The sequence below is a fragment of the bacterium genome, assembly GCA_041648665.1.
GTDB lineage: Bacteria > UBA10199 > UBA10199 > 2-02-FULL-44-16 > JAAZCA01 > JAFGMW01.
This window is the reverse complement of the sequence record JBAZOP010000033.1, coordinates 1-19,823: the sequence shown is the minus strand read 5'-3', so window position 1 is coordinate 19,823 and position 19,823 is coordinate 1. Positions and strand designations below refer to the sequence as shown.

The window sequence follows — 19,823 nt, the reverse complement described above, 5'->3', positions numbered from 1 at the left end:
CAAACCTGGCTTCCCAGCTGCGCGTGATGTCGGCTTCGGCCTCCGTCCGTGGTATCACTGTCTCTGGCATGCCTCCATCTTCGTCGGGCTGTCAGACTCGATTCGTGGAGCTTGATAAAGGTACAATCGAGGAAGTGAGGCCTGCGCTCGATCGCCAGGTGATGCGTTTTGTTGATGAGCACAGTCCGATCGATCACGCGGCGCTTGCGAGTCAGGGTTTTGTCAGCCCGTCGCAGGCGATCAGCCTCGCCGATGCCGCTTACGTTCGAGGGGTTCTTTCCTTCGAGCCGTCAAAGGCGCTGATCGCGTCTGCCCTCGCTTTCGTAGAGGGTGGGGCCACGATTATCCCTGGCATCTATTCCACGTATGGAACCCGCGGCCTAGCGCGCTATCGCTACACATTTTCTCCTGCAGAGGAGCTGCGCATCCAAGCGGAGATCGATCGCATGAGGGTCGATGCCAAGCCGTTCGGCCTTGTGAAATTGCTGCACATGGCGCACAGCACGCAGATCAGGGTTCTCGAAATGATCGCGCAGGCAAACGAACTCCCCCATCCCCGCCTGCTGGGCCAGGAAAACTTCAGGGCCACTCTGCCCGGATGGAGGGCTCAGTGCCAGGGAATCTACAAGAGTTATCGCGAGCTGTGGCAGAGCGAGGGCGCTCAGGGCGGGATCATCGATTTCATGCTCGACCGCCTCGGAGTACCATCGCTGGACGAGCTGCCGTTCTCAGACCAGGCGAAGATGCTGAGGCTCCGCTACCAGAGGATCAACTGGGAGCGCGTGGGCCCATCCCTCAAGGGCTATTTCCTCACCCGCTTGGCGGAGGAAGCCGGAGTAGTACACCCGCGCTTTTTGACCAGCGACCACTTCAAGGAGTTCACGATAGAAGAGCTGGACTCCACGCTGATCGGCCTGTATCAGCTCTACGCAAGGCGCACGGACGATCCTGGCAAGGCGGTAGAGGCGATATTGAACGACGCGGGCGTTGCGCGCATCGAGGAACTGCCCTGGGACTTGCAGCTCAAGGGTCTCAAACAGCGCGACAACATAACATGGGAAGTGGTGCCTAAGTCGGTGCAGCTCAAGCTCCTCGAAATCGCAAGGGGGCTGATGCCCGAGCAGAACGGCTTGAAGTGCCCCCACCCACGGGCGCTGAACTCCGTTCCGCTGAAGGTGATCGTGATCGAGGAGATCGGCGTGGCGCTGGGCGGCCTGCATGAGCACTGCCGGCGAAAGGCGCCGGAAGGCTATCCCGGGACGACAATCGACTACATGCTCGATGAGCTCGGCGTGGAGAAATTCGCGGACCTCCCCTATGAACAGCAGTGCCTCTGCCTGAGATACGACAGGACGCGGCCGTGGACGATGGTCCCGGCCGCGACGATCATGCGCTTCATGGAGAGGATCAAGGAGATCAACGGCCTGCCCCACGTGCGATTCATCGGCCGCAACGAGATCTGGGGAACGAGGATCCCGGAGATCGACCAGATGCTGAGCGGGCTTTACAATCATCACGCCCTCAAGAGGGCGGAGGCGGATACGCGGCAGATAGTCGATATCATGCTCGATGATTGCGGAGCGCCGAAATTTACGGAGATGCCTTTCGGCCTGCAGCTGCGCTGGACAAAGCCCTCCGGCGGCAAGCTCGCCAGCTGGCGGCGCGTCCCCGATCAGGTGGTCAGCCACTACCTCATGGGTCTGATGGGTGCGGCCGGCGTGAGAAATTCAGACGGCCTCCTGCAGCGACATTTTCAGCTGAAGGTGGGCGGCAAGGGATCGGCGATGCTCGGCCTCTACACCTACCTCAACGACCGCTGGGTGGAGGCGGGAGATGGCCGGCGGATGATCGACTGGGCTGCCGAGAAATACGGGCTGAATATATATTCGGCCATCGAGGCTAAGCGATGGGAGGGTGGCGGGCGCCTGGCGCAGGATGAAAAGACGCTGCTTGTGCAGCTGGCGAAGACCGGCGACAGGAGGGCGCTCGACCAGCTCACCTTCTTCTACACGCCGCTCATAACCCGCATCGCTTATAAGATGCATGCTCGCTTCGGCAAAGTCCATTTGACTATAGACGAGCTGATTCAGATCGGAAGGATCGAACTTCAAATTTTAATCAATCTTCATAATTGGACTGCAAGTTTTGATACGTATGTAAACAGTTCGCTCCCGTGGAGGATGGGCCACGCGCTGCTCAGGGAAAGCAAGATCATGCGCAGAAACGTTTCCATGTCAGCGCCGCTCCATGGAGAGGAAGATTTCACATACGAGGACGTCCTTGCAAGCCCTGAGGAGGCGCGTCCTGAGAACATACTCCTCGTCGACGACAAGAAAGAAAGGCTCAACCGGGCGATAGAAGAATCCGGCTTGACCAGACAGGAGAAATTTGTCCTGCGTCATCACTTCATAGAGGGCTTCAGTCAGACAGAGGCTGCGGAGGAACTCGGCGTGGGCCAAGCAAGAGTCAGTAAGATTGCAGCTTCTGCCCTCAAGAAGCTCGCAAACGGCCCGCATGCCTCGGCCCTGCGGGAGATGCTGTAAGAATCTGCCTCTCCTCTGCCCTGGCGTTCCAGATCCGTGCCGAACCTGCTTCCTTACGGCTCGTTAGATGACAGGTTTAAATCGTTGCAAACGGGTGTCGTATTATCTGTATGAAATAATTAGATAATCAGGGACGTGCTTTTGACGCAACTTTTGCCCGTCTGCGCCGATAAGAAGGTCGCAATCAGGCAAAGGAGCGTCATGTTCGCAAAATCGCTGGTCCCAACAATTCCCGGTCCTCCTCCTTTTGCTCGGCTGGCTGCCATGCCTGCAGCTGCGCTGTCGGCCTTGCATATCGGCAGACAGACGCCCGTTGCGGCAGAAGACTGCGTGAATCTCAGCTCTAAGATAAAGACGATACTCATGTATCAGCCGATGATCGAGAGGGATCGCGTCCCTGCCGATGAATTCAATCCGTTTGATCGTTGCTTCTTTCATGCAATGAATGAAGATCTTGATGCAATTCGAAGCAAGAGGCTCTTTTTCCCCAAGCTGGAGGATATCCATCTGCTGCTCTGCGGAAAGAAGATGCCGCAGGATGTTACGGTGATCGAAAATGGCTCCGGCTTCTGGCCGCACACTGCCGCTGCATTGCTTGAGCTGGGCTGCAGGGTGATGGTCAAGGAGCCTGATGCACAGGTCTATCGCATTCATTCAAGGCAGATGCGACAGTACTACGGTGCAGAGCTTGAGAGCGGATGTTTCAAGTATGCCCATGAGATGACCGACGTGGATGCCCCGACCTCTGCGGATGTCGTCTATTGGGCAAACCCGTCCCCCAGTATGCTCGATCGATATGGCAAAGAACGATTGTTTGAATATTTTGGCAGGGACGTGATGGTCGACGGGTTCCTCGTCCTTCAGAGCGATTGGCCGAGATATGACACTATCGAATTCAATGCCAACAAGTGGGAGCAGATCGTCTCATTGTATATTGGCGAGGATGTCTTGATTCGCGGGCTTGTCATGGCGACCACTCAAGAGGGCGGCTGGCACTCCTTCAAGGTTTTCCGTAGGAAAACCTTGTGAATGGCAGCGGCGATGTGTCAAAGGAGTCTGCATGTCCGAATCAGGTATAAAACCGGCCGCCAGGGTGAAATACGACGCAGTGCGGGCCGTGGCTCCGGACGGCGGGCCGATGAGCAAAGGAGCAGTCGATAAGTCCTGCAGGTCCAGGTTCCATGAGCTGAGCCCCAAGAAGGATGGGTTGCCGTCGGGCCGACGTGTGAAGACGGTGCGCGCGTCAGGACTCGGAGGACTTTACCAGGAGAACTTTCGTCACAGCATAAAACCGCTCGTATGGGGAAGGGCCTACGAGAGCGGCTTGAATCTATCCGCAAGGCCGGTCGCGATGGGATATGGATTTGCATTGCTTGGGAAAGGGCAGGGCATCGTATTCGATTCGCCTGTGCCCGGGGACCTCGCCTTTATTCTCCACGATAGTAAGAGCGGGATTTCCGCTGTAAGCAGATTCCCCGAGCTCAAGGACCGGGAAGAGACTTGTGCAGCCATACAAAAATTCTGTAAGACTACCCATCTAGGCACGTGGCGGACAACAAGGGTGCCGGCCGGGATAGTTCAATTTTTCGGAGATATAATAAAGGGCAAGCTCTTCGACCCGTATTTCTTTGAAATGTTGAGAGTTGCGAGGGAATTCGACAACTTGGGGATAGGCGCCGAACGCCTCAATGGCGCTCTCGTCTGTTTCTCGAAGGGTTTGAGACGCGGGTCGAAACTTGATGATGGGACAAAGGCCTTGGTCAGCGCTGCTCAAGCTGCGGGCGTGAAATTCGGGCGGATCAGCTCGGCCCCATGTCTTGGCAACGGCGCGATGCTGGCGTTTAATCCCGCTTCGCAGGCGCTCATGCTCGGAAAGACTCCCATTCTGGCGCTGGGCATGTCGACAGCCGCCTTCCGTTGATTGATCGGGTAGTTAACTCATCGAATTTTCGCTGATTTTTTCTAGTGATCGTGATAAGGCGTATCCCTATGGAGATAGGAATCATAGGTCTCGCGCAGTCAGGCAAGAGCACGCTCTTTCAGGTAATGACCGGCGTGAAGAGCAGCGAGATATTCGGCGAGCCGTGCATAAGGGGCGTGGCTGCGGTGCCTGATCAACGCTTCGACAGGCTCGTGGAAATCTTTTCCCCTGCCAAGGTGTCGCCCGCCCGGGTTCCCTTCATCGACGTCAACGCGGCCGGCGAGAGCACGTGGGACTCCATCAGGCAGAGCCTTACGACGGCCGACGCGTTCGTGCACGTGATCGACGCCTTCACAGCCTCGGACGTCTCTGAGGTTACGGCCCGCTACAGGAAGCTGGCCGACGAGCTGGCCTTCTCCGATCTCGTGATCGTGGAGAACAGGCTGGAGCGGCTCAAGAGGATCCCCAAACAGTCGCATGGGTTCGAGGAGACTGTGCACGCGGCGGTGCTGCCCCGGGCGAAGGAGCACCTTGAGGCCGGCAAGCCCCTGCGGGCGATGGCGATGTCCGACGACGAAAGGCACATGCTCCGCGGCTTCGCATTCTGGACGTTGAGGCCGGAGCTAGTGGTCGTGAACGTGCGCGACGACAACCTGTCGTTCGCCGAGGCGTTCGCAAATGAGGGGGCGGCCGCATCCCCTGTGATAGGCATCAACTGCATGCTGGAGGGCGAGATAGCGGAGCTTCCGCCTCACGAGCGCCAGTCTTTCCTCGAGCCGATGGGGATCGCAGAGCCCGCGTTCGAGCGCATCATACGCGCCGCATTCGAACTCCTGGGCCGCATACGCTACTTCACGGTCGGAGAGGACGAGGTGAAGGCGTGGCTCATTCCGCAGGGATCGAGCGCACCGAGGGCGGCCGCCGCAATACACAAGGACTTCGAACGCGGTTTCATCAAGGCGGAGGTGGTCTCCTACGACGACTTCATCGCATGCGGCGGGACCCTTGCCGGGGCCAAGGCAGCGGGCAAGCAGAGGCTTGAGGGAAAGGATTATATCGTGAAGGATGGGGACATCATCTCATTCCGCTTTAACGTCTAGGCCTTCATCAATCGTCAAAATCCGTACATGAACGCCAGCGAGGCGCCCACGTTCCACTGATTCGCGTTGTCGTCAGGGGCGATGTAGTCGAAACGCGCCTCGGCCTTTAGTCCCGCGTTGTCCGCGAACCACCAGCCTCCGCCCAGACTCGCCTCGTGGATCTGCTGCTTGTCGCCGGTGAGGTTCAGCACGCCGTTGGACACGTCGAATTGCCTGCAATACGAGTAACGTATCACGCCGTAGACCGCCTCCGTGAGGTCGTAGTAGATCTCGAAAATTCCGGCCGCATATTCCGAGTTGGGCCCGCCGAACCCGTTGTCCCTGCGGAAGAGGCCTTCGCCGCCGATGCTCAGGGATTCGGTGAGATATACGTACCAGTCCACGTCCATCCCGTACGAGAAATGGGTGTTGTCCCCGCTCTCCGGACCGAAGAAGGGAGTGATGCCTACCGTGTTCTCGTGGTCCTCCTCGCCCCAGTTGATGCGCAGGTGCGCGGTGAACGACGGCACGTCGTCCATGGTTGCAGTGGTGTCGCTCACGTTGTCGTTGGATACGACCAATGAGAGTGCGAGGTTGTCGTTGAACTCGTAGCGGGCCTTTATGCCGGTGTACATGTATGGATAAAGATTTGCCCTGGTGAGTATGCTCCAGGATATGATCTCGTTGTCAAAGGCGTCGTTGCCCTCAAAACCGGCGGGCCCCCAGAACCTGCCGATTGTGAACTCCAAACCGTTGCCCATCGGTATGTTGGCGGTGAGATAGGCCTGCTGCATGTTGAAATCGAAGAAAGATCCCGATGACAGCCTTCCGAACTCCAGGTCTGCCCTGATCCCGATATTTTTTCCGAACGTCTTGACTATGTCCAGCTCCGCATCGTCGACGTAGAACATGAAATTGTCCTGGCCCGGTGAGGGCAGGGTCCCGGCCGCCACGTTCGGTATGTACGATCCGATCACGCCCGGAAAGGTGCCGTCGTTGGTCCACTCGGTGACAGGGTTGTTGCTGAATTTCTCAAAGCCGATTCCGGTCACCACGTGGCCGAACGCCTCGAAACCTCCGGTCACGTAATTCTCAGCGCCGGCTGTCGCAGGGATGAGCGCCAGGAGCGCTGCGATGAGGGTGGCTGAAATATTTTTTTTCATCGATATCCCCTATGTGACCTTGGCCGAACGCATCTCCTCGCGATCTTCAGTGGTGGGCGGGAAGAACATCATCACTATTCCGCTGCCTATGACCAGGGCGGCGCCGAGAGCGGACCAGAGGTCAGGGATTTCGCTGAAGAGTAAGAGGCCGAGCAAATAGGATGCGATCACCGAGGCGTAGCTGAAGGGCGCTATGGTAGACGCATGCCCGAGCTTGTATGCGTGGGCCATCATTATCTGCGCGATCGTGAGAGCCACCCCTATGAAGGCGATCCATCCCCACTCCTCGGCTGTGGGCGCCTTGAAGCGGCTGAAGGCGAAGGGGGCGGAGCAGAGCGCTGTGAACCCGGTGAAGTAGAGCGTTATGATCAGGGCGGAGTCAGAGGTCGCCATCTTCCGCACGCAGAGCATCGCCAGCGCCCCCAGAAATCCAGCCATGAGCGCGAATGCTGCGGCGCCCTCGAAGACCGAGGAGTCGGGCTTGAGTATGAGGCCTATGCCTACGAAAGCCACGAGGACAAAGGCTAGTTTGCCGAGCGAGAAGTCCTCGCCCAAAAAAGGAGGCGCGAGAAGGGCCACGAATATCGGCAGGGTGTTGAACAGGGTGGCTGCGTCGCCGATATGCATCCTGGTCATGGAATAGAACGAGAGCGACATGGCCACGAAGCCGAACAGGGCGCGGAGAAAGAGGGCGCTGTAGTTGTGTCCCTTGAGGCTCAATCCCCTTAGCTTCATGTAGGATATTATGATGACGACGGAGGCCAGCCCCCTGAAGAAGACGATCTCCATTATTGGGATGGACTTGCCCAGGAACTTGATCACAGCCCATGTGGTAGCGAAGAGCAGCTGGGCGAAGACCATCCAGAAGATACCGCATACTATGGTGCGGCAGCGATTCATCTTGCCCTCACCTCGAACTCAGGTGTTACGATCCAGGCAGGCATCTCCGCGTACCGGCTCTCGCAGAAGTCGGCGCGCACGCGGTATCTGCCCGGTTTGAGATCGCCTGGCAGCTTCCATTCAAATCCGGACATCTGTGCTATCGTGCTGAACGAAGGGCAGTCCGCGCCTGAATCCTGGGCGAATGTCGGAGCGAAGGAGAGGTTCTCCTTCCATTGCCCTCTCCTGTCCTGTTCCTCGAGCACGAACTTTCGCCCCACGCCTATGGGGAAGGCGGTCATCCTTATGAATCGCAGCGAGATCGCCTCGCCCGGCAGGTAGATGTCCCTGCCGGCGACGATCCCTATGAGCTTGTTGTCCTCGGATATGTCGGTCCCCACGCCGGAGGTGGCTTCGTCCCATGAGCGCGCAGGCCCCACGTCGATGTGTATGTTCTTCCCGTGGTAGAAGCCGGCGCCTCCGAAACCCGAATCCTTGATGAAATTCCAGACCTCCTCAGAGGATACCCCCTTTATCCAGAGGTCCGCCGCCATGCCGTACTGGTGGAGGCTGGCCTTTGCCGCCAGCGCGCCGTTGTTCCTCAGGTTGGTGTTGTACCGGGGGCTGCGGTAGCCGGAGGTGATGGTGACGAGAGCGTTCGGAGCGAAGCGGTCTTGGATGAAGTCTATGAGCTCTATCAGCCTCGGCGATATCCGCGAGGAGGGGTCTTCGTAGCGTGCGAGGAATATCTGATTGATGCGCCTGAGGGCGGATTCATCGTAGCTTCCGTCAGGGTTTCGATATATTCCGTTGAATCGCGCGTTGCCCTTGTTCGTAGCGAGCGAGAGCCTTCCGTCGCCGCTGTTGAAATAGCGCGATCCGGTTTGTGCAGCGTGAGAATCTGCGGCCAATGCGATCAATAGGACTGCGGCTGCTGCGATCGCCTTCATCGGTCCCCCCCCGAAGGCCCATTTATGGGACGTTTCATAAGCCATGTCAAATGCTCGACTTGGATGGACCTCGTATGCTATTTTCAACGAAACCAGGAGGCAGACATGACCCCGAAGGTGACGCGAGCGGCTTTCATAGTATTCTTCGTCATACTGGTCGTCACATTTCTCTATATGGCTTCGCCCCTCATGAGCCCGGCGTTCGTGGCCGCCATAGTGGCGACGGTCTTCTATCCCTTTTACCACAAGCTCGATCGGCTTTTCGGACAGCGGCACTATGCGGCGGCGATCGTTTCGACCCTGCTCTGTTTCTGTATCGTGCTGATCCCGATCGCCTTAGTGCTTACCTTGCTTTCGGTCAAAATGGTCGGTTTTGCGCTTCGGCTCATGGAGCAGATTCAGGCGGGTCATCTCGGCCCATTCCTGGACGAGGCCGGCAGGGCGGTCAATTCCTGGATAGCTACTCTGCCCGGCGGCGAGAATCTGGTGATCAACCTCAGGGAGACGATACTCCAGGGGCTGAAGGCCGTTGCCAACTTCCTGTACCAGTATTCGCCTCAGTTCATCTCATCCACCGCGTCGATAGCCCTGGGCCTCCTCTTCGTGGCGATATTCCTCGTAGTCTTCTTCGCCGAGGGGGCAAGGATATCCGCCCTGGTGCTGCGCGTCCTGCCTCTCTCGGCAGTGCATCAGAAGGAGATGTCGCGCGAAATAAGGGTCATGATATCCGCCCTGCTCCTCGGGATGATAGGGACCGCGCTCCTGCAGGGGCTGCTCATAGGCGTGGGTTTCTGGGTCGCCGGTTTCTCAAACGTGATCATGTGGGGGATTATAGCGATACTCGCCGCGTTCATCCCCATAATCGGCGCGGCGGTGTGCTACATAGGGGCGACCGCGGTGCTGGCCGCCATGGGGCGCTGGGATGCTGCGGCGCTCTTCCTCCTCTACGGCGTAGTGGTTGTCTCGAGCGTGGACAATGTTCTCAAACCGCTCGCGATGCGGGGAGTGGTCAAGGTGCACCCGGTTCTCCTCTTCGTGGCTTTGCTGGGCGGGGTGAGGGCGTTCGGGCCGATCGGGGTCGTGTTCGGGCCCGTGCTGCTCGCGTTATTTTTGGCGTCGCTTCGTATCTATCAGCGTGAATTTGCCACGGCTGAAAGCTGAAGGCTATTTCCCCTTTTCCTTTATGTATTTCATCACGGTCTTGAACTGGCTTTCGCCGTCCAGCCCCGCCTCTGCGAAGACCATGCCGGCCTTGCCGCTGCCCAGGTAGTGGCCCTTCATGAACGGGGAGAGCGACATGGCGCGGCCGTAGTCGCCGGCGACCCACCGATACAATGTGGGCATGGTGAAGCCGGTGATGCCCATGGCCTCCCGCGCGTGTTCCTCCGGGAAAATTCGCCGTTGCTCCGAGCCGGGCAGCATGTCGAAGAGCTCGGCGCTGGTGACGTAGTATACGTTGAGTTCGATCCCTTGTTTTTCAAGCATGGGAAGGACCTCGTCGATGAAGATATATGTCTCGCCGCTGCCCTGCAGCACCACGGTGCCTTGCGCCTTGCCCGTGGGCTTCTTGAGCATGTACATCCCCTGTGCGGCTGCACTCGCGTCCGCAAGCCCTTGCCCTGTCCTGTCGGGCACGGTCAGGTTGGGCCTGGTGACGAAGGGCGCGATGATAGCCGGCCTCTTTGCTAGGGCTGCGGAGAGCAGGGGCCAGACCTCCTTGGGATCCCAGGGGGTGAGCGTTATCATCGTATTGCGCGGGAAGTTCTCCTGCAGGAGTTGCAGCGCCTGCGGATCGGCGTGCGTGGGCCCGTCCTCGCCGGTAGGAAGTCCCGCGTGCGCACAGACCATGACGAGCGGCCGATGGTGTTTGCCGTTCGCTTCCTTCTGGGCCTGGTTTGCGATGGCGTGCAGGCGGGCGGGTATGTGGCCCAGCGGTGCTATGAATGCTGCGTAGGAAGAGGCGACCCCTATGTGGCGCCCCATGCTCGAAAGCCCGGACATGAGTCCGCAGATCGCATCTTCACATATTCCCCCGGCTGAGATGATCCTGGCCGTGCTGTTGCCTGCCGCGTTGTAGAAGCCCTTGGCAAAGCCCTCGCCTACGATGTTGGTATTGGTGGAGCCCAGAAGGTCAGCCGAGGCGGCGAGGATCGCGCCGTTGCTCAGCTTGTTGTAATAGTTGAGCGCGCGTCCCAGCTCTCCTCTCAGCGTGGTGGATGCGCCCGGCTTGAGCTCCAGCTCCGACGGCGTTTTCCCCGCGCCTTTCTCGGCCGCCGTGTAGATCGCATCCACGTTGGGGGCGTCATTTCTCGGCTTTCTCGCTTTTTTCTCCAGCCTTTCCTTCGCGGCCTTGAGCCTCGCACCCAGCATGCTCGGCGCGGCTTTGCATTTCGCAAGTTCGCCCCTGAGGAGGCCGAGCGCTTTCCAGAAGCAGTCTTCCATTATCACCGCCGCGTCGCCCGATTTCTTGCATCGGGTTTCCTGGGGGCTGCAGCGCGGGAACTTCTCGCCCGCGTCGCCCATGAGCTCCGTCAGGGCGCTGTAGAAGTTGTCGGAGCACAGCTTGTGGCCCGAGCCGTGAGATGCCCTGCCTTCCATGCCGTACTTCCAGCCCTTGATAGTGCGGTAGATTATGGCCGTCGGCTGGCTGTTGCTCATGGAGGCGGCCCTGCGCTGCGCAGCGGCGATCTGCTGAAAATCCATCCCGTCGGCCACGAAGATGACGTTCCAGTCGTTGAGATAGCACAATTCCGCGGGCGTCCACTGCACGTAATCGCCGGGTTTCTCGCCGTCGCGGCAGACCATGTCGGAGTCGATGGATGCCTGGTTCCAGTCCACGTGCAGCACGGCGTTTCCCAGAGAGGCGGTCCCCGCCGCTGCCAGCGCCTCGGCCACGCGACCCGCCGTCATCCCTCCCTCTCCCTCTACGATGTTAACGCGCGGCGCATGGGCGCCATAGTAGTCCGCTGCACCGAACGCTAGCCCGAGCGAGCTCGTCACGCCTACGCCTGATGCGCCGGTGGAGAGTCTGATGAACGGAGTGGCGGGGGTCGGGTGGCCGTCCAGATTCTTGGCGTTGAACTTTTTGAACAAGGGCGTGTCGGTCGCAGGGCTTCTGCGGAAGCCGATCAGGTCCTCGATTCTCAGCTGCAGACGCTCGTCCTTGGGGAGCATCTCAGGCGCGGCCATGCGGGCGATCTCATTGCGAAGCGCCCACATTGCGTAGAGCCCCAGGGCCTTGTGGCCGGCTGCGTAAGAGATGACGTCGGCATCGTCCCTGTCAGGACGGGCAAGATCGTAGTCCATGTTGTCGAAGATGAGAGCGGAGACGAACCTGCCAGAGGATATCGATCCGCCCGGGTGGCCTGATGTAGGCACATAGTTGTAGAGCAGGGCGCATAGGGTCCTGTACACCAGATCAAATTCCTCGAATGCGGCGAGTTCCTGTTTGGAGAGAGGAGGGGGCGCCGCCTTCATTTCCTTCGCGATTTCAACGTAGATTCCGCGTCTTGGGCCGATTTCGAACGCCATGTCATGCTCCTTTTGTCATCTTTTACAGGTGTGAAAGGATGGGAAACCTATCCCGGCCGGCTTCATACGTCAATATCGGAGGTGTGTCTTAGATTTCAAGAGCTCTGCTTGTAACGCAGGCCGCCGGGTGATATAGTTTGTATTGAAAAAACCAAGGGGCTCTAATGCCGAACAGAATATTGCTTGTGGACGACGAAAAGGACTTCCTCGACGTGTTCGGCGACTGGCTCGACTACAAGGGATACGCCGTCACAAAGGCGCGCGATGGCGCGGAGGCGCTGGAGAAGCTCAAAAAGGGCGGATACGATCTCGTGATCCTCGACCTCATGATGCCCAAGTTCAACGGTTACGATTTCTGCAACGCCGTCAAGAATGACGAATCCCTGAGAGGAACTCCGATACTGGTTCTCACCGCTGTGCCCAAGGCCAACGGCATGCAGACGAATGACACTTACGGAATATCGGGTTATCTTGAAAAGCTCACCGACCATACCGAGATAGCTTTGGTGATCGATCGGCTGATAGCGAAGTCGAAGATGGATTCGAACAAAGACGATTCATCCCCCAATTGATGCGAATAATGTCTTGCATCGAACTCAGACGTCCGATCGTGCTGGCCACCGCATCTTCAGCCAGGCGCAAACTTGTGTCAGAGGCCGGGATCGCATTCGCGGCCCAGGTCGTCTCCGTAGATGAGCGGCCTGCGCCCGGTGAAGGGGTTGCTGCCTATGTGCAGCGGCTGGCGGAGGCGAAGGCGGAGGCCGCAGTGCCGCCGACCCTCGACGCCGTCATCGTGGCCGTGGACACCGCGATCGGCCTGGCGAGAGAGATAATCGGAAAACCCGAAGACGAGGCGCATGCGCGCGCTATTCTCCGCGAGCTCTCCGGCAGGACCCACGAGGTGCTCTCCGCCATAGCGCTGCGCGACGTGGCGAACGCTGCGATGCGCACGGAGGTCACCCGCACTGAAGTGGAGTTCGTAAGGCTCACCGACCGCATGATAGACTGGTACATCTCCACGGGCGAGTGGAAAGGGCGGGCAGGCGCGTACGCGATTCAGGAAAAAGGCGCGTGCCTGGTGAAGTCGGTGAGGGGGTGTTTCACCAACGTGATCGGCATATCCATGCCAGCGCTGTTTGAGATGCTTGAGAGGCTGAGAAGCTAAGAAGCGAAGAAAAGAGAGATCGATTCCTTTAGTTCCGATGCCCGCGAAGTCCGGTTTGCCTGCTGCAGAAATCTTCTCACCCCGTGAATACCCTTTCCGTACCACGGCAGGACCTGGCGCATGACCGGCACGCCGCGGCGTTCACCCATGAAAGAGCAGAGCATGTCCAGGTGCCTCGCGGCCTGTTCGCCGCGCTCCATGCGCGTGGGGCCAGGGTACGCAGGATCGAGGATCTGCCTGAATATCCAGGGATTGCCGATGGCTGCGCGGCCGACCATCACGCCGTCGCACCCGGTCTCGGAGAGCATGCGGAGAGCATCCTCCCTTGTGCGCACGTCGCCGTTGCCGATCACAGGTATCGAGACGGCGGCCTTGACGCTCGCTATGTGCGACCAGTCGGCATTGCCTGAGTAGAGCTGAGCCTTGGTCCGCCCGTGAACTGCAACCGCATCTGCTCCGCAATTTTCCGCGATGCGCGCTATCTCGACGCAGTTGATCGACCCGGCGTCCCAGCCGGTCCTGATCTTCACGGTGAGGGGGAGGCGCGTGGCTGCGCGCGCGGCTGTTATCGCTTCTGCGGCGAGTTTCGGCGTTCTCAGCAGGGCCGCGCCGGCGCCCTTTGAAACCACTTTCTTCACAGGGCAGCCCATGTTGATGTCTATGAGATCCATGGACTCGCCGTCGAGCGCGCGGATCGCATCCGCGATCGCTTTTGGTTTCGCCCCGAAGATCTGGAGCCCGAACGGCCTGACGGAGGCGTCGTTGGCGAAGTAGCGCCGCGTTTTCTCCTGCGCCCTCGTCACGCCTTCTGCGGAGACCATCTCGGATATGGCGAGCGCGCAGCCCATCTCCATCGCGAGCATACGGTACGGCAGCGACGACAGCCCTGCGAGCGGTGCTGCGATCAGGTTGTTCTTGAGGCTCAACGAACCTATGCGAAGCGATTTGAACATCATTCTCCCAAGGAGTATTTGACCGCCAGCGTTATCGGTCCAGGGTAGTAGGGCAGAGGCTCCGCCCTCTTCACGGTGGCCAGCGCGGCGTCGTCCAACACCGCCTCGCCGCTCGAGCGGGCGAGTTTCAGCCACTTCACGCCCCCGTCCTCGTTCAGGGCGAATGTTACGCTCGGCGCCCCTGCTATTCCGCGGCGGCGCGCTGCGCTCGGATAATATTTCGAGCGGTCTATCTTTCTCCAAATCTTGGCGAGCACGGGATTGCCGCCTGCTCCAACGCTGCCCGCGATCCCTGCGCCATCGCTCGCCGCTCCGCTGCCTGCGCCATTCGCGCTGCCCGTCGAGGCAGGGGTTTCTTTCCTGCGATCGGATAGGTCCTCACTTTGGGATGTCATGGAATCGGAGGAGCGCGGCAGGGACATTTGCCTTGCCGTGCTTTGGGCGCTCGGTGTTGCGCCTTCTCCCGCCTCGATCCAAACGCTCACGGCGTCGCCAGGACCTGCCGCATCGTCTCTTCCTCTCAGAAAAACGCCCGCGGCCAGCAACAGGATGAGCGCCAGATGGATGAAGACGGATATGATTATCGCGAATTTGAGCCGCATGACGCCTACCTCTCAGTCCCAGGCTTATTATTCGACGGCGCGGCTTCGCGCAAGCCCCATCCTCGCCGGGCTAATCCCTTGACTGGACAGGGGCATATGGTAATTTTCCCCTCGTGGGAGGGGCTATGGAGATCGAGGATCGAACGGAGAAAACCCGCAGTATTTCAGGCGCCCGCATAGATGCAGTATGCTGGGGGCTCTTCTTCATATGGATCGGCGCGATTTTCCTGTTCAAGGCCATCCCTCACGGGTTGGGCTCCTTTGGAATCGGCGCGATCATCCTGGGTGGAGCGGTCGCAAGGCTGATCGCCGGCGTCACCGTCTCCACCTTCTGGCTGATCATAGGCACGGTCTTCGTGTTGGCGGGGGCGGGGGAGATATACGCGATCGACTTGCCGTTGCTGCCGGCCGCCCTCATCGTATGCGGCGTGCTCCTGCTGTTCCACCGCAAGTCCCCGAGACGCGGCGGATGATGAGGCGTCAGAACCACTCGAGGATCTGCGATGCGATACGCGATTCGGTGGTGCCGTTCTCGACTATGACGTCTATGATGCTCGTCCCGCTTCTCCTGAAATGTTCTATCATGGGCGCGGTCTCGTGCGCGTCGTCGTCTCTCCCCGCATGATCGACATTGAGCACCGCCACCTTCTTGACTTCTATTAGATCGTCGATGTCCTTCGCCTGTTTGATGTGCCGCGGCAGACCGTTGAGGATGACACCGGGCGCTCCGCTGTTCTTCTTGATGAAGGAGCCGACGATCTTTTTCATGGTATGAGATTTGTCGTCGGAGAACGGTTCATGCCTCGACAGGAGGTTTGAGATGTATGCGATTTCCTCTTCAGTGAGGTCGTGGTCTGATGCGCCGCGGACGATCGATCGGAGTTCGTGGCTGAAATCGAAATGGACCCAGCCTGTGCGTTTTTCCAGCATCGCCCCAAGGGGCGACTTTCCGGAGCCTGTTGGCCCTATCAGCAGCAGGGCCGGCATGTTCCCTGCAAAGCCCATGGCACGCAAAATACCCCATATTCCCTCAAAGGCAAGCAAATAGTGGATCAGCTGGCGGGCGTGCGGTGGCGTTTTCTGTAAAGCACTGAGAACTCTTGAAATTTTAAGCGCTTGCCTCGTCTTCAGGAATCTGCTAATTGCGTGCGACAATTTTGGCGTCAGAGGTGGCGCCTTTTGCTCCCATCGTCTAGCGGTTTAGGACATAGCCCTCTCAAGGCTAAGACACCGGTTCGAGTCCGGTTGGGAGCGCCAAACCCCTTCTCAAACAAACCTGTATTCAGTGGTCGCTTTGTCTCCCTTCTTTTCGAGCAACTTTGATTCCATTCCAAATAAGAGGTCCCTGCTTGCCGTTGCCGTGGATATGGTTTTGAAAAATCTGATGTAGTCTTTTCGGGAAAACCAATTTTTGCCGAATTGCCCTTTTGCATTTTCCAAGCGACTTTCGGTGGTGAGCGGCTCCGGCTTAAGTTCGTCGAGGAAACTCGATAGACTATTCAGGATGGCCTCAAGACAAAACTCGATGAAGACAGTCGATTCGCTGCTCTTGTCCGCATTCTCGAGCGCTGAATAATAATCCTTTTGATGATCCCTAATGACCGATTCTATCGGCGTGTATTCGAACAACGGATGATACCTGGTTAAGATCAAGTGCTGCCAAAACCTGCCCATCCTGCCGTTTCCATCTTCAAACGGATGAATGAATTCCAATTCATAATGAAACACACAGGATGATATTAAGTACTTCTTCTTCTCTTCGTTTTTGAGGAATTCAAACAGATTGGAAATCAGATTCGGCACCATATTCGGTTTCGGAGCTACATGCTTCACCTTGCTCCCATCGATGACGCCGATATTGCCCGATCGCCATTTCCCCGGGCTTTTTATAAGGCCTTTCATCATGATGGAATGCGCCTTGCATAACGACTTTTCGGAAAGGATGTTGAACAAATCCGCTTGATCATAGAGGGCGATCGCGTTCTTCACTTCCAGTATATCCCTCTGCGGTCCCAGGACTTTTTTGTCGTCCAGTATGGCGGTGACCTGCTCCTGTGTAAGCTTGTTGCCTTCGATCTCCAGGCTGCTTTGAATAGTCTTGATGCGACTTGATCTTCTGAGTTTGACGCTCGGTTTGGGCATCATTATGCCCTCGTATCTACCGAGCAGGCGTTGGATCTCGGATGATGACGCGAATATCTTTTCCGTGAGGCTGTATGGAGGCCTTTTCATAGTATGATAGTATCATATGATACTATCATCGTCAAGGGGCTGTTTACTTGTTCAGCTCGGTCAAGAGCTTCGATGCCAGCTCTGGGTCGAGCGAGGTGAGCACGTTGTACTCGGCTATGGCGCGGTTCCTGTCCCCGAGCCCGAGAGAGGCTATTCCGAGGCCGAAATGCGCGCCCGCGTTGTTGGATTCGATTGAAAGCACCTTTGAAAACACCTGGCTCGCCTGTCCGTATTTCTTGAAAGAGTTGAACAGCGTGCCGAGCGCAATGTTCATCCCTATGGAATCGTTTTCCAGGGTTCCTGATTGTACGAACTGATCCTCGGCCTCTTCGGACATCGTCAGTGGAATCTCTTCCCCATCCTTATCACCATCCACCGTTCCACCTTGATCTTCATCTTCGGCCGCCGAAGCCGTCTGCCCGTCGTCCGTTGCAGGCGTCGTCCCCTCGTCAGCTGCCTGGGGAGCTTCGGCCCTTCGGGAATATTCGGGATTGATCGCGATGGCGCTGCTGAAAGAGCCGATCGCTTCTTCGCTGCGGCCAAGGCTCATAAGAGCCATGCCCTTTTGATAGTGGGCCTCTGCGTTGCCGGGGTCAGAGCTCAGGACGACTTCGTAGGACCTGATCGCGTCCTCATAACGGCCCTGTTCTCCGTACGAAAGACCAAGCCCCATGCGGGCCCGCTCCAGCTTCGGGTCCAGCTCGAGCGCCTTCCTGTATTCATCCACGGCTTCGGCATGTCTCCCCCCTGCTGCCAGCGCCTCAGCCAGGTCAAGATGTGCGCCGGCGGAGCGGGGCGCCAACAGGGCTGCGTCCCGAAGCGATGCGATGTCCTTCTTCGGTCCGGACTGCGCCGCCTTCTCGGCCAGCCTCTTCGTCTCTTGTCCTTCCCTGAAACTCTGTCTGATAGCGACGATGCACCCGAGGAGGACGACCCCGGCGATGATCGCGAGGAATATCTCGCGCCTCATGCCCATGACCCTCGGCCGCGCCGGCTGCGAGTCATGTCGATCTTCCTTCAGCGATTCGCCATGCTGCTCCATAACGTGCAGAGGATAGCAGAACCGTGGGGTCGTTCAAAGCAGAAACTCTTGACATCACATGTGGTTAATTGCCCTATAGCGAATCATGCACCTCTCGTTCGACGTCATTTTCGTGGGGGGAGGTCCGGCGTCGCTGGCCGGCGCGATACTCCTCAAGCGGCTCGCCAAGAAGGACCCGGTGCTCTCCGGGATCGCGGTGGCGGTCATAGAGAAGGCGCCCAATCTGGGGGACCAGAGCCTCTCCGGCGCCACGTTCGACGCGCGCGCGCTCGAGGAACTCATTCCCAACTTCCGCGAGCTCGATCCCCCGATCGGGCCGAAGATCAAACACGAGTCGCTCTCTTTCCTCACCGAGCGGCGCAGGATTCCGATACCGATAGTTCCTCCACCCCTCTCCAACAGGGGCAAGTACCTCATGTCGCTCGCCGAGTTCGTGAAGTGGCTGGGCAAACAGGCCGAGCGCGAGGGCGTGGAGATCTTCACCGGCGAGGCCGCGGATGAACTACTGTTCGACGCCCGTGGAGCTGTAAACGGAGTGCGCCTCAAGGGCAAAGGGTTTGATAAGGACGGAAAACCAAAGCCCAATGTCCTTCCCCCGACCGATGTTGGGGCCAGGGTCGTGGTCCTCGGCGAGGGCGCGCGGGGGCATCTCACCAAGAGGCTCATCGCCGCAAAGGGTCTGGATGCTGGCTGCATCCCGCAGGGCTATGCAGTGGGGCTCAAGGAGCTCTGGGAGGTGAGCGAGGGGAAGTTCCGCAAAGGGACTGTCATCAACACCATGGGTTATCCGCTGTCGCTCGACACCTTCGGCGGCAGCTTCATCTACCACGTGCGCGACAGGCTCGTGGCGATAGGGCTCGTCGTGGGCCTTGATTACAAAAACCCCATGCTTCACCCGTTCGAGCTTCTGCAGCGCTTCAAGGCGCATCCTTTTGTGGCGCACACTTTGGAGGGAGCGAGGCTCGTCTCCTACGGTGCAAAGACCATCGCCGAGGGGGGCTGGTACGCGATGCCGCGCGCCTATGGCGACGGTTTCGTGATAATCGGCGAGGCCGCGGGCGTGCTCGACGCGATGAAGCTCAAGGGCATAGATCTCGCGATGAAGTCCGGCATGCTCGCCGCGGAGACGATATGCGAAGCGCTGGCGGCCGACGATACCTCTGCGAAGAGGCTCGCCGCATACGAGGAGAGGCTCAGGAAGAGCTGGGTGGGCGCGGCGATGCGGCGCGCGCGAAACTTCCATCAGGGATTCCACAATGGTTTAGTGCGCGGCACGATATGCGCGGCCCTGCAGTTTCTGACAGGGGGGAGGGGGCTTACGGACCGCATCCAGGTCGAAGAGGACGCGCTGTGCATGCTGAAGCTCGCTCAGATCGGATCGCCGAAGGAGATGCCGTTCGCGCCTGACGGCAGGATCACCTTTGACAAGCTCTCATGCGTCTTCGCGTCGGGCACAAAACATGCGGAGGACCAGCCCTGCCACTTAAAGATCGACGACATATCGATCTGCAACGGCAGGTGCAAGGTCGAGTACGGGAATCCCTGCCAGCGTTTCTGCCCTGCGAACGTCTTCGAGATGATAAAGGAGGAGGACGGCGAATACAGACTGCATCTCAATCCCGCCAACTGCCTCCACTGCAAGAGTTGCGACGTGAAGGACCCGTACAGGATTGTCACGTGGGTACCGCCCGAGGGCGGCGGGGGACCGAACTACAAGGGGATGTGATGGAGACGGTCGTCTGCATCAAACAGGTGCCTGACAC

The 19,823-nt window shown here is 58.6% G+C and carries 18 protein-coding genes and 1 tRNA gene; 10 read left to right on the top strand and 9 right to left on the bottom strand.

The window, feature by feature from the left end; genetic code table 11:
• Nucleotides 1–68: 68 nt before the first annotated feature.
• The 4 genes from WC683_11290 (at nt 69) to WC683_11275 (ending at nt 5,564) form a co-directional block, all read left to right on the top strand.
• The gene (locus WC683_11290) at nt 69–2,543 is read left to right on the top strand and encodes a sigma-70 family RNA polymerase sigma factor (GenBank protein ID MFA4973190.1); all 2,475 of its coding nucleotides are present in this window, start codon (nt 69–71) and stop codon (nt 2,541–2,543) included.
• A gap of 201 nt (nt 2,544–2,744) precedes the next feature.
• Nucleotides 2,745–3,572: a hypothetical protein gene (locus WC683_11285; GenBank protein ID MFA4973189.1), complete on the top strand. Its 828-nt coding sequence runs from the start codon at nt 2,745–2,747 to the stop codon at nt 3,570–3,572.
• 31 nt (nt 3,573–3,603) lie between these two features.
• Entirely contained in the window at nt 3,604–4,464 is an 861-nt protein-coding gene (locus tag WC683_11280; GenBank protein MFA4973188.1) for a hypothetical protein, read from the top strand.
• Nucleotides 4,465–4,532: 68 nt separating this feature from the next.
• Nucleotides 4,533–5,564 (top strand): DUF933 domain-containing protein, encoded by a 1,032-nt coding sequence (locus tag WC683_11275; protein ID MFA4973187.1) that lies wholly within the window; start codon nt 4,533–4,535, stop codon nt 5,562–5,564.
• A 14-nt stretch (nt 5,565–5,578) separates the two neighbouring features.
• Here the strand turns inward: WC683_11275 and WC683_11270 are convergent, their stop codons facing one another.
• Genes WC683_11270 through WC683_11260 form a run of 3 tightly spaced genes read right to left on the bottom strand, consistent with a single transcriptional unit; the run spans nt 5,579 to nt 8,535 of the window.
• Nucleotides 5,579–6,706: an outer membrane beta-barrel protein gene (locus tag WC683_11270; protein MFA4973186.1), complete on the bottom strand. Its 1,128-nt coding sequence runs from the start codon at nt 6,704–6,706 to the stop codon at nt 5,579–5,581.
• A 9-nt stretch (nt 6,707–6,715) separates the two neighbouring features.
• Entirely contained in the window at nt 6,716–7,606 is an 891-nt protein-coding gene (locus WC683_11265; protein MFA4973185.1) for a DMT family transporter, read from the bottom strand.
• The gene (locus WC683_11260) at nt 7,603–8,535 is read right to left on the bottom strand and encodes a DUF882 domain-containing protein (protein MFA4973184.1); all 933 of its coding nucleotides are present in this window, start codon (nt 8,533–8,535) and stop codon (nt 7,603–7,605) included. Before WC683_11260 ends, WC683_11265 begins: the two co-directional genes overlap by 4 nt.
• A gap of 105 nt (nt 8,536–8,640) precedes the next feature.
• Between WC683_11260 and WC683_11255 the strand changes: the two genes are divergently transcribed.
• Nucleotides 8,641–9,696 (top strand): AI-2E family transporter, encoded by a 1,056-nt coding sequence (locus WC683_11255; GenBank protein ID MFA4973183.1) that lies wholly within the window; start codon nt 8,641–8,643, stop codon nt 9,694–9,696.
• A gap of 3 nt (nt 9,697–9,699) precedes the next feature.
• On the opposite strand, the gene WC683_11250 is transcribed toward WC683_11255, so the two are convergent.
• Nucleotides 9,700–12,066: a hypothetical protein gene (locus WC683_11250; protein ID MFA4973182.1), complete on the bottom strand. Its 2,367-nt coding sequence runs from the start codon at nt 12,064–12,066 to the stop codon at nt 9,700–9,702.
• A 164-nt stretch (nt 12,067–12,230) separates the two neighbouring features.
• Here WC683_11250 and WC683_11245 point away from each other — a divergent pair, with 164 nt between their 5' ends.
• Entirely contained in the window at nt 12,231–12,638 is a 408-nt protein-coding gene (locus WC683_11245; protein MFA4973181.1) for a response regulator, read from the top strand.
• 8 nt (nt 12,639–12,646) lie between these two features.
• Nucleotides 12,647–13,231, top strand: a complete 585-nt coding sequence (locus tag WC683_11240; protein ID MFA4973180.1) for a Maf family protein — start codon at nt 12,647–12,649, stop codon at nt 13,229–13,231.
• Here WC683_11240 and dusB read toward each other — a convergent pair.
• Complete coding sequence (gene dusB, locus WC683_11235; GenBank protein MFA4973179.1) at nt 13,228–14,187, bottom strand: tRNA dihydrouridine synthase DusB; 960 nt, start codon at nt 14,185–14,187, stop codon at nt 13,228–13,230. The genes WC683_11240 and dusB overlap by 4 nt on opposite strands.
• Nucleotides 14,184–14,786, bottom strand: coding sequence for an energy transducer TonB (locus tag WC683_11230; GenBank protein MFA4973178.1), 603 nt, complete (start codon nt 14,784–14,786; stop codon nt 14,184–14,186). Before WC683_11230 ends, dusB begins: the two co-directional genes overlap by 4 nt.
• Before the next feature lie 125 nt (nt 14,787–14,911).
• On the opposite strand from WC683_11230, the gene WC683_11225 reads away from it, so the two are divergent.
• Nucleotides 14,912–15,259, top strand: a complete 348-nt coding sequence (locus tag WC683_11225; protein ID MFA4973177.1) for a hypothetical protein — start codon at nt 14,912–14,914, stop codon at nt 15,257–15,259.
• Nucleotides 15,260–15,266: 7 nt separating this feature from the next.
• On the opposite strand, the gene WC683_11220 is transcribed toward WC683_11225, so the two are convergent.
• Complete coding sequence (locus WC683_11220) at nt 15,267–15,791, bottom strand: hypothetical protein (protein ID MFA4973176.1); 525 nt, start codon at nt 15,789–15,791, stop codon at nt 15,267–15,269.
• 176 nt (nt 15,792–15,967) lie between these two features.
• On the opposite strand from WC683_11220, the gene WC683_11215 reads away from it, so the two are divergent.
• A tRNA-Glu gene (locus WC683_11215) sits at nt 15,968–16,043 on the top strand.
• Between the two features lie 9 nt (nt 16,044–16,052).
• Here the strand turns inward: WC683_11215 and WC683_11210 are convergent.
• Both WC683_11210 and WC683_11205 read right to left on the bottom strand, forming a co-directional pair.
• A complete protein-coding gene (locus WC683_11210) occupies nt 16,053–17,018 on the bottom strand; it encodes a Fic family protein (protein ID MFA4973175.1) in 966 nt (321 codons plus the stop codon).
• Nucleotides 17,019–17,061: 43 nt separating this feature from the next.
• Nucleotides 17,062–18,060 (bottom strand): tetratricopeptide repeat protein, encoded by a 999-nt coding sequence (locus WC683_11205; protein ID MFA4973174.1) that lies wholly within the window; start codon nt 18,058–18,060, stop codon nt 17,062–17,064.
• A gap of 85 nt (nt 18,061–18,145) precedes the next feature.
• Here WC683_11205 and WC683_11200 point away from each other — a divergent pair, with 85 nt between their 5' ends.
• Nucleotides 18,146–19,786, top strand: coding sequence for an electron transfer flavoprotein-ubiquinone oxidoreductase (locus WC683_11200; protein MFA4973173.1), 1,641 nt, complete (start codon nt 18,146–18,148; stop codon nt 19,784–19,786).
• Nucleotides 19,787–19,823 lie beyond the last annotated feature (37 nt).

Coding starts and splice junctions, on each gene's coding strand:
- WC683_11290 (MFA4973190.1), top strand. CDS start 69: ATGCCTCCATCTTCGTCGGGCTGTCAGACTCGATTCGTGGAGCTTGAT.
- WC683_11285 (MFA4973189.1), top strand. CDS start 2,745: ATGTTCGCAAAATCGCTGGTCCCAACAATTCCCGGTCCTCCTCCTTTT.
- WC683_11280 (MFA4973188.1), top strand. CDS start 3,604: ATGTCCGAATCAGGTATAAAACCGGCCGCCAGGGTGAAATACGACGCA.
- WC683_11275 (MFA4973187.1), top strand. CDS start 4,533: ATGGAGATAGGAATCATAGGTCTCGCGCAGTCAGGCAAGAGCACGCTC.
- WC683_11270 (MFA4973186.1), bottom strand. CDS start 6,706: ATGAAAAAAAATATTTCAGCCACCCTCATCGCAGCGCTCCTGGCGCTC.
- WC683_11265 (MFA4973185.1), bottom strand. CDS start 7,606: ATGAATCGCTGCCGCACCATAGTATGCGGTATCTTCTGGATGGTCTTC.
- WC683_11260 (MFA4973184.1), bottom strand. CDS start 8,535: ATGAAGGCGATCGCAGCAGCCGCAGTCCTATTGATCGCATTGGCCGCA.
- WC683_11255 (MFA4973183.1), top strand. CDS start 8,641: ATGACCCCGAAGGTGACGCGAGCGGCTTTCATAGTATTCTTCGTCATA.
- WC683_11250 (MFA4973182.1), bottom strand. CDS start 12,066: ATGGCGTTCGAAATCGGCCCAAGACGCGGAATCTACGTTGAAATCGCG.
- WC683_11245 (MFA4973181.1), top strand. CDS start 12,231: ATGCCGAACAGAATATTGCTTGTGGACGACGAAAAGGACTTCCTCGAC.
- WC683_11240 (MFA4973180.1), top strand. CDS start 12,647: ATGTCTTGCATCGAACTCAGACGTCCGATCGTGCTGGCCACCGCATCT.
- dusB (MFA4973179.1), bottom strand. CDS start 14,187: ATGATGTTCAAATCGCTTCGCATAGGTTCGTTGAGCCTCAAGAACAAC.
- WC683_11230 (MFA4973178.1), bottom strand. CDS start 14,786: ATGCGGCTCAAATTCGCGATAATCATATCCGTCTTCATCCATCTGGCG.
- WC683_11225 (MFA4973177.1), top strand. CDS start 14,912: ATGGAGATCGAGGATCGAACGGAGAAAACCCGCAGTATTTCAGGCGCC.
- WC683_11220 (MFA4973176.1), bottom strand. CDS start 15,791: ATGGGCTTTGCAGGGAACATGCCGGCCCTGCTGCTGATAGGGCCAACA.
- WC683_11210 (MFA4973175.1), bottom strand. CDS start 17,018: ATGAAAAGGCCTCCATACAGCCTCACGGAAAAGATATTCGCGTCATCA.
- WC683_11205 (MFA4973174.1), bottom strand. CDS start 18,060: ATGGAGCAGCATGGCGAATCGCTGAAGGAAGATCGACATGACTCGCAG.
- WC683_11200 (MFA4973173.1), top strand. CDS start 18,146: ATGCACCTCTCGTTCGACGTCATTTTCGTGGGGGGAGGTCCGGCGTCG.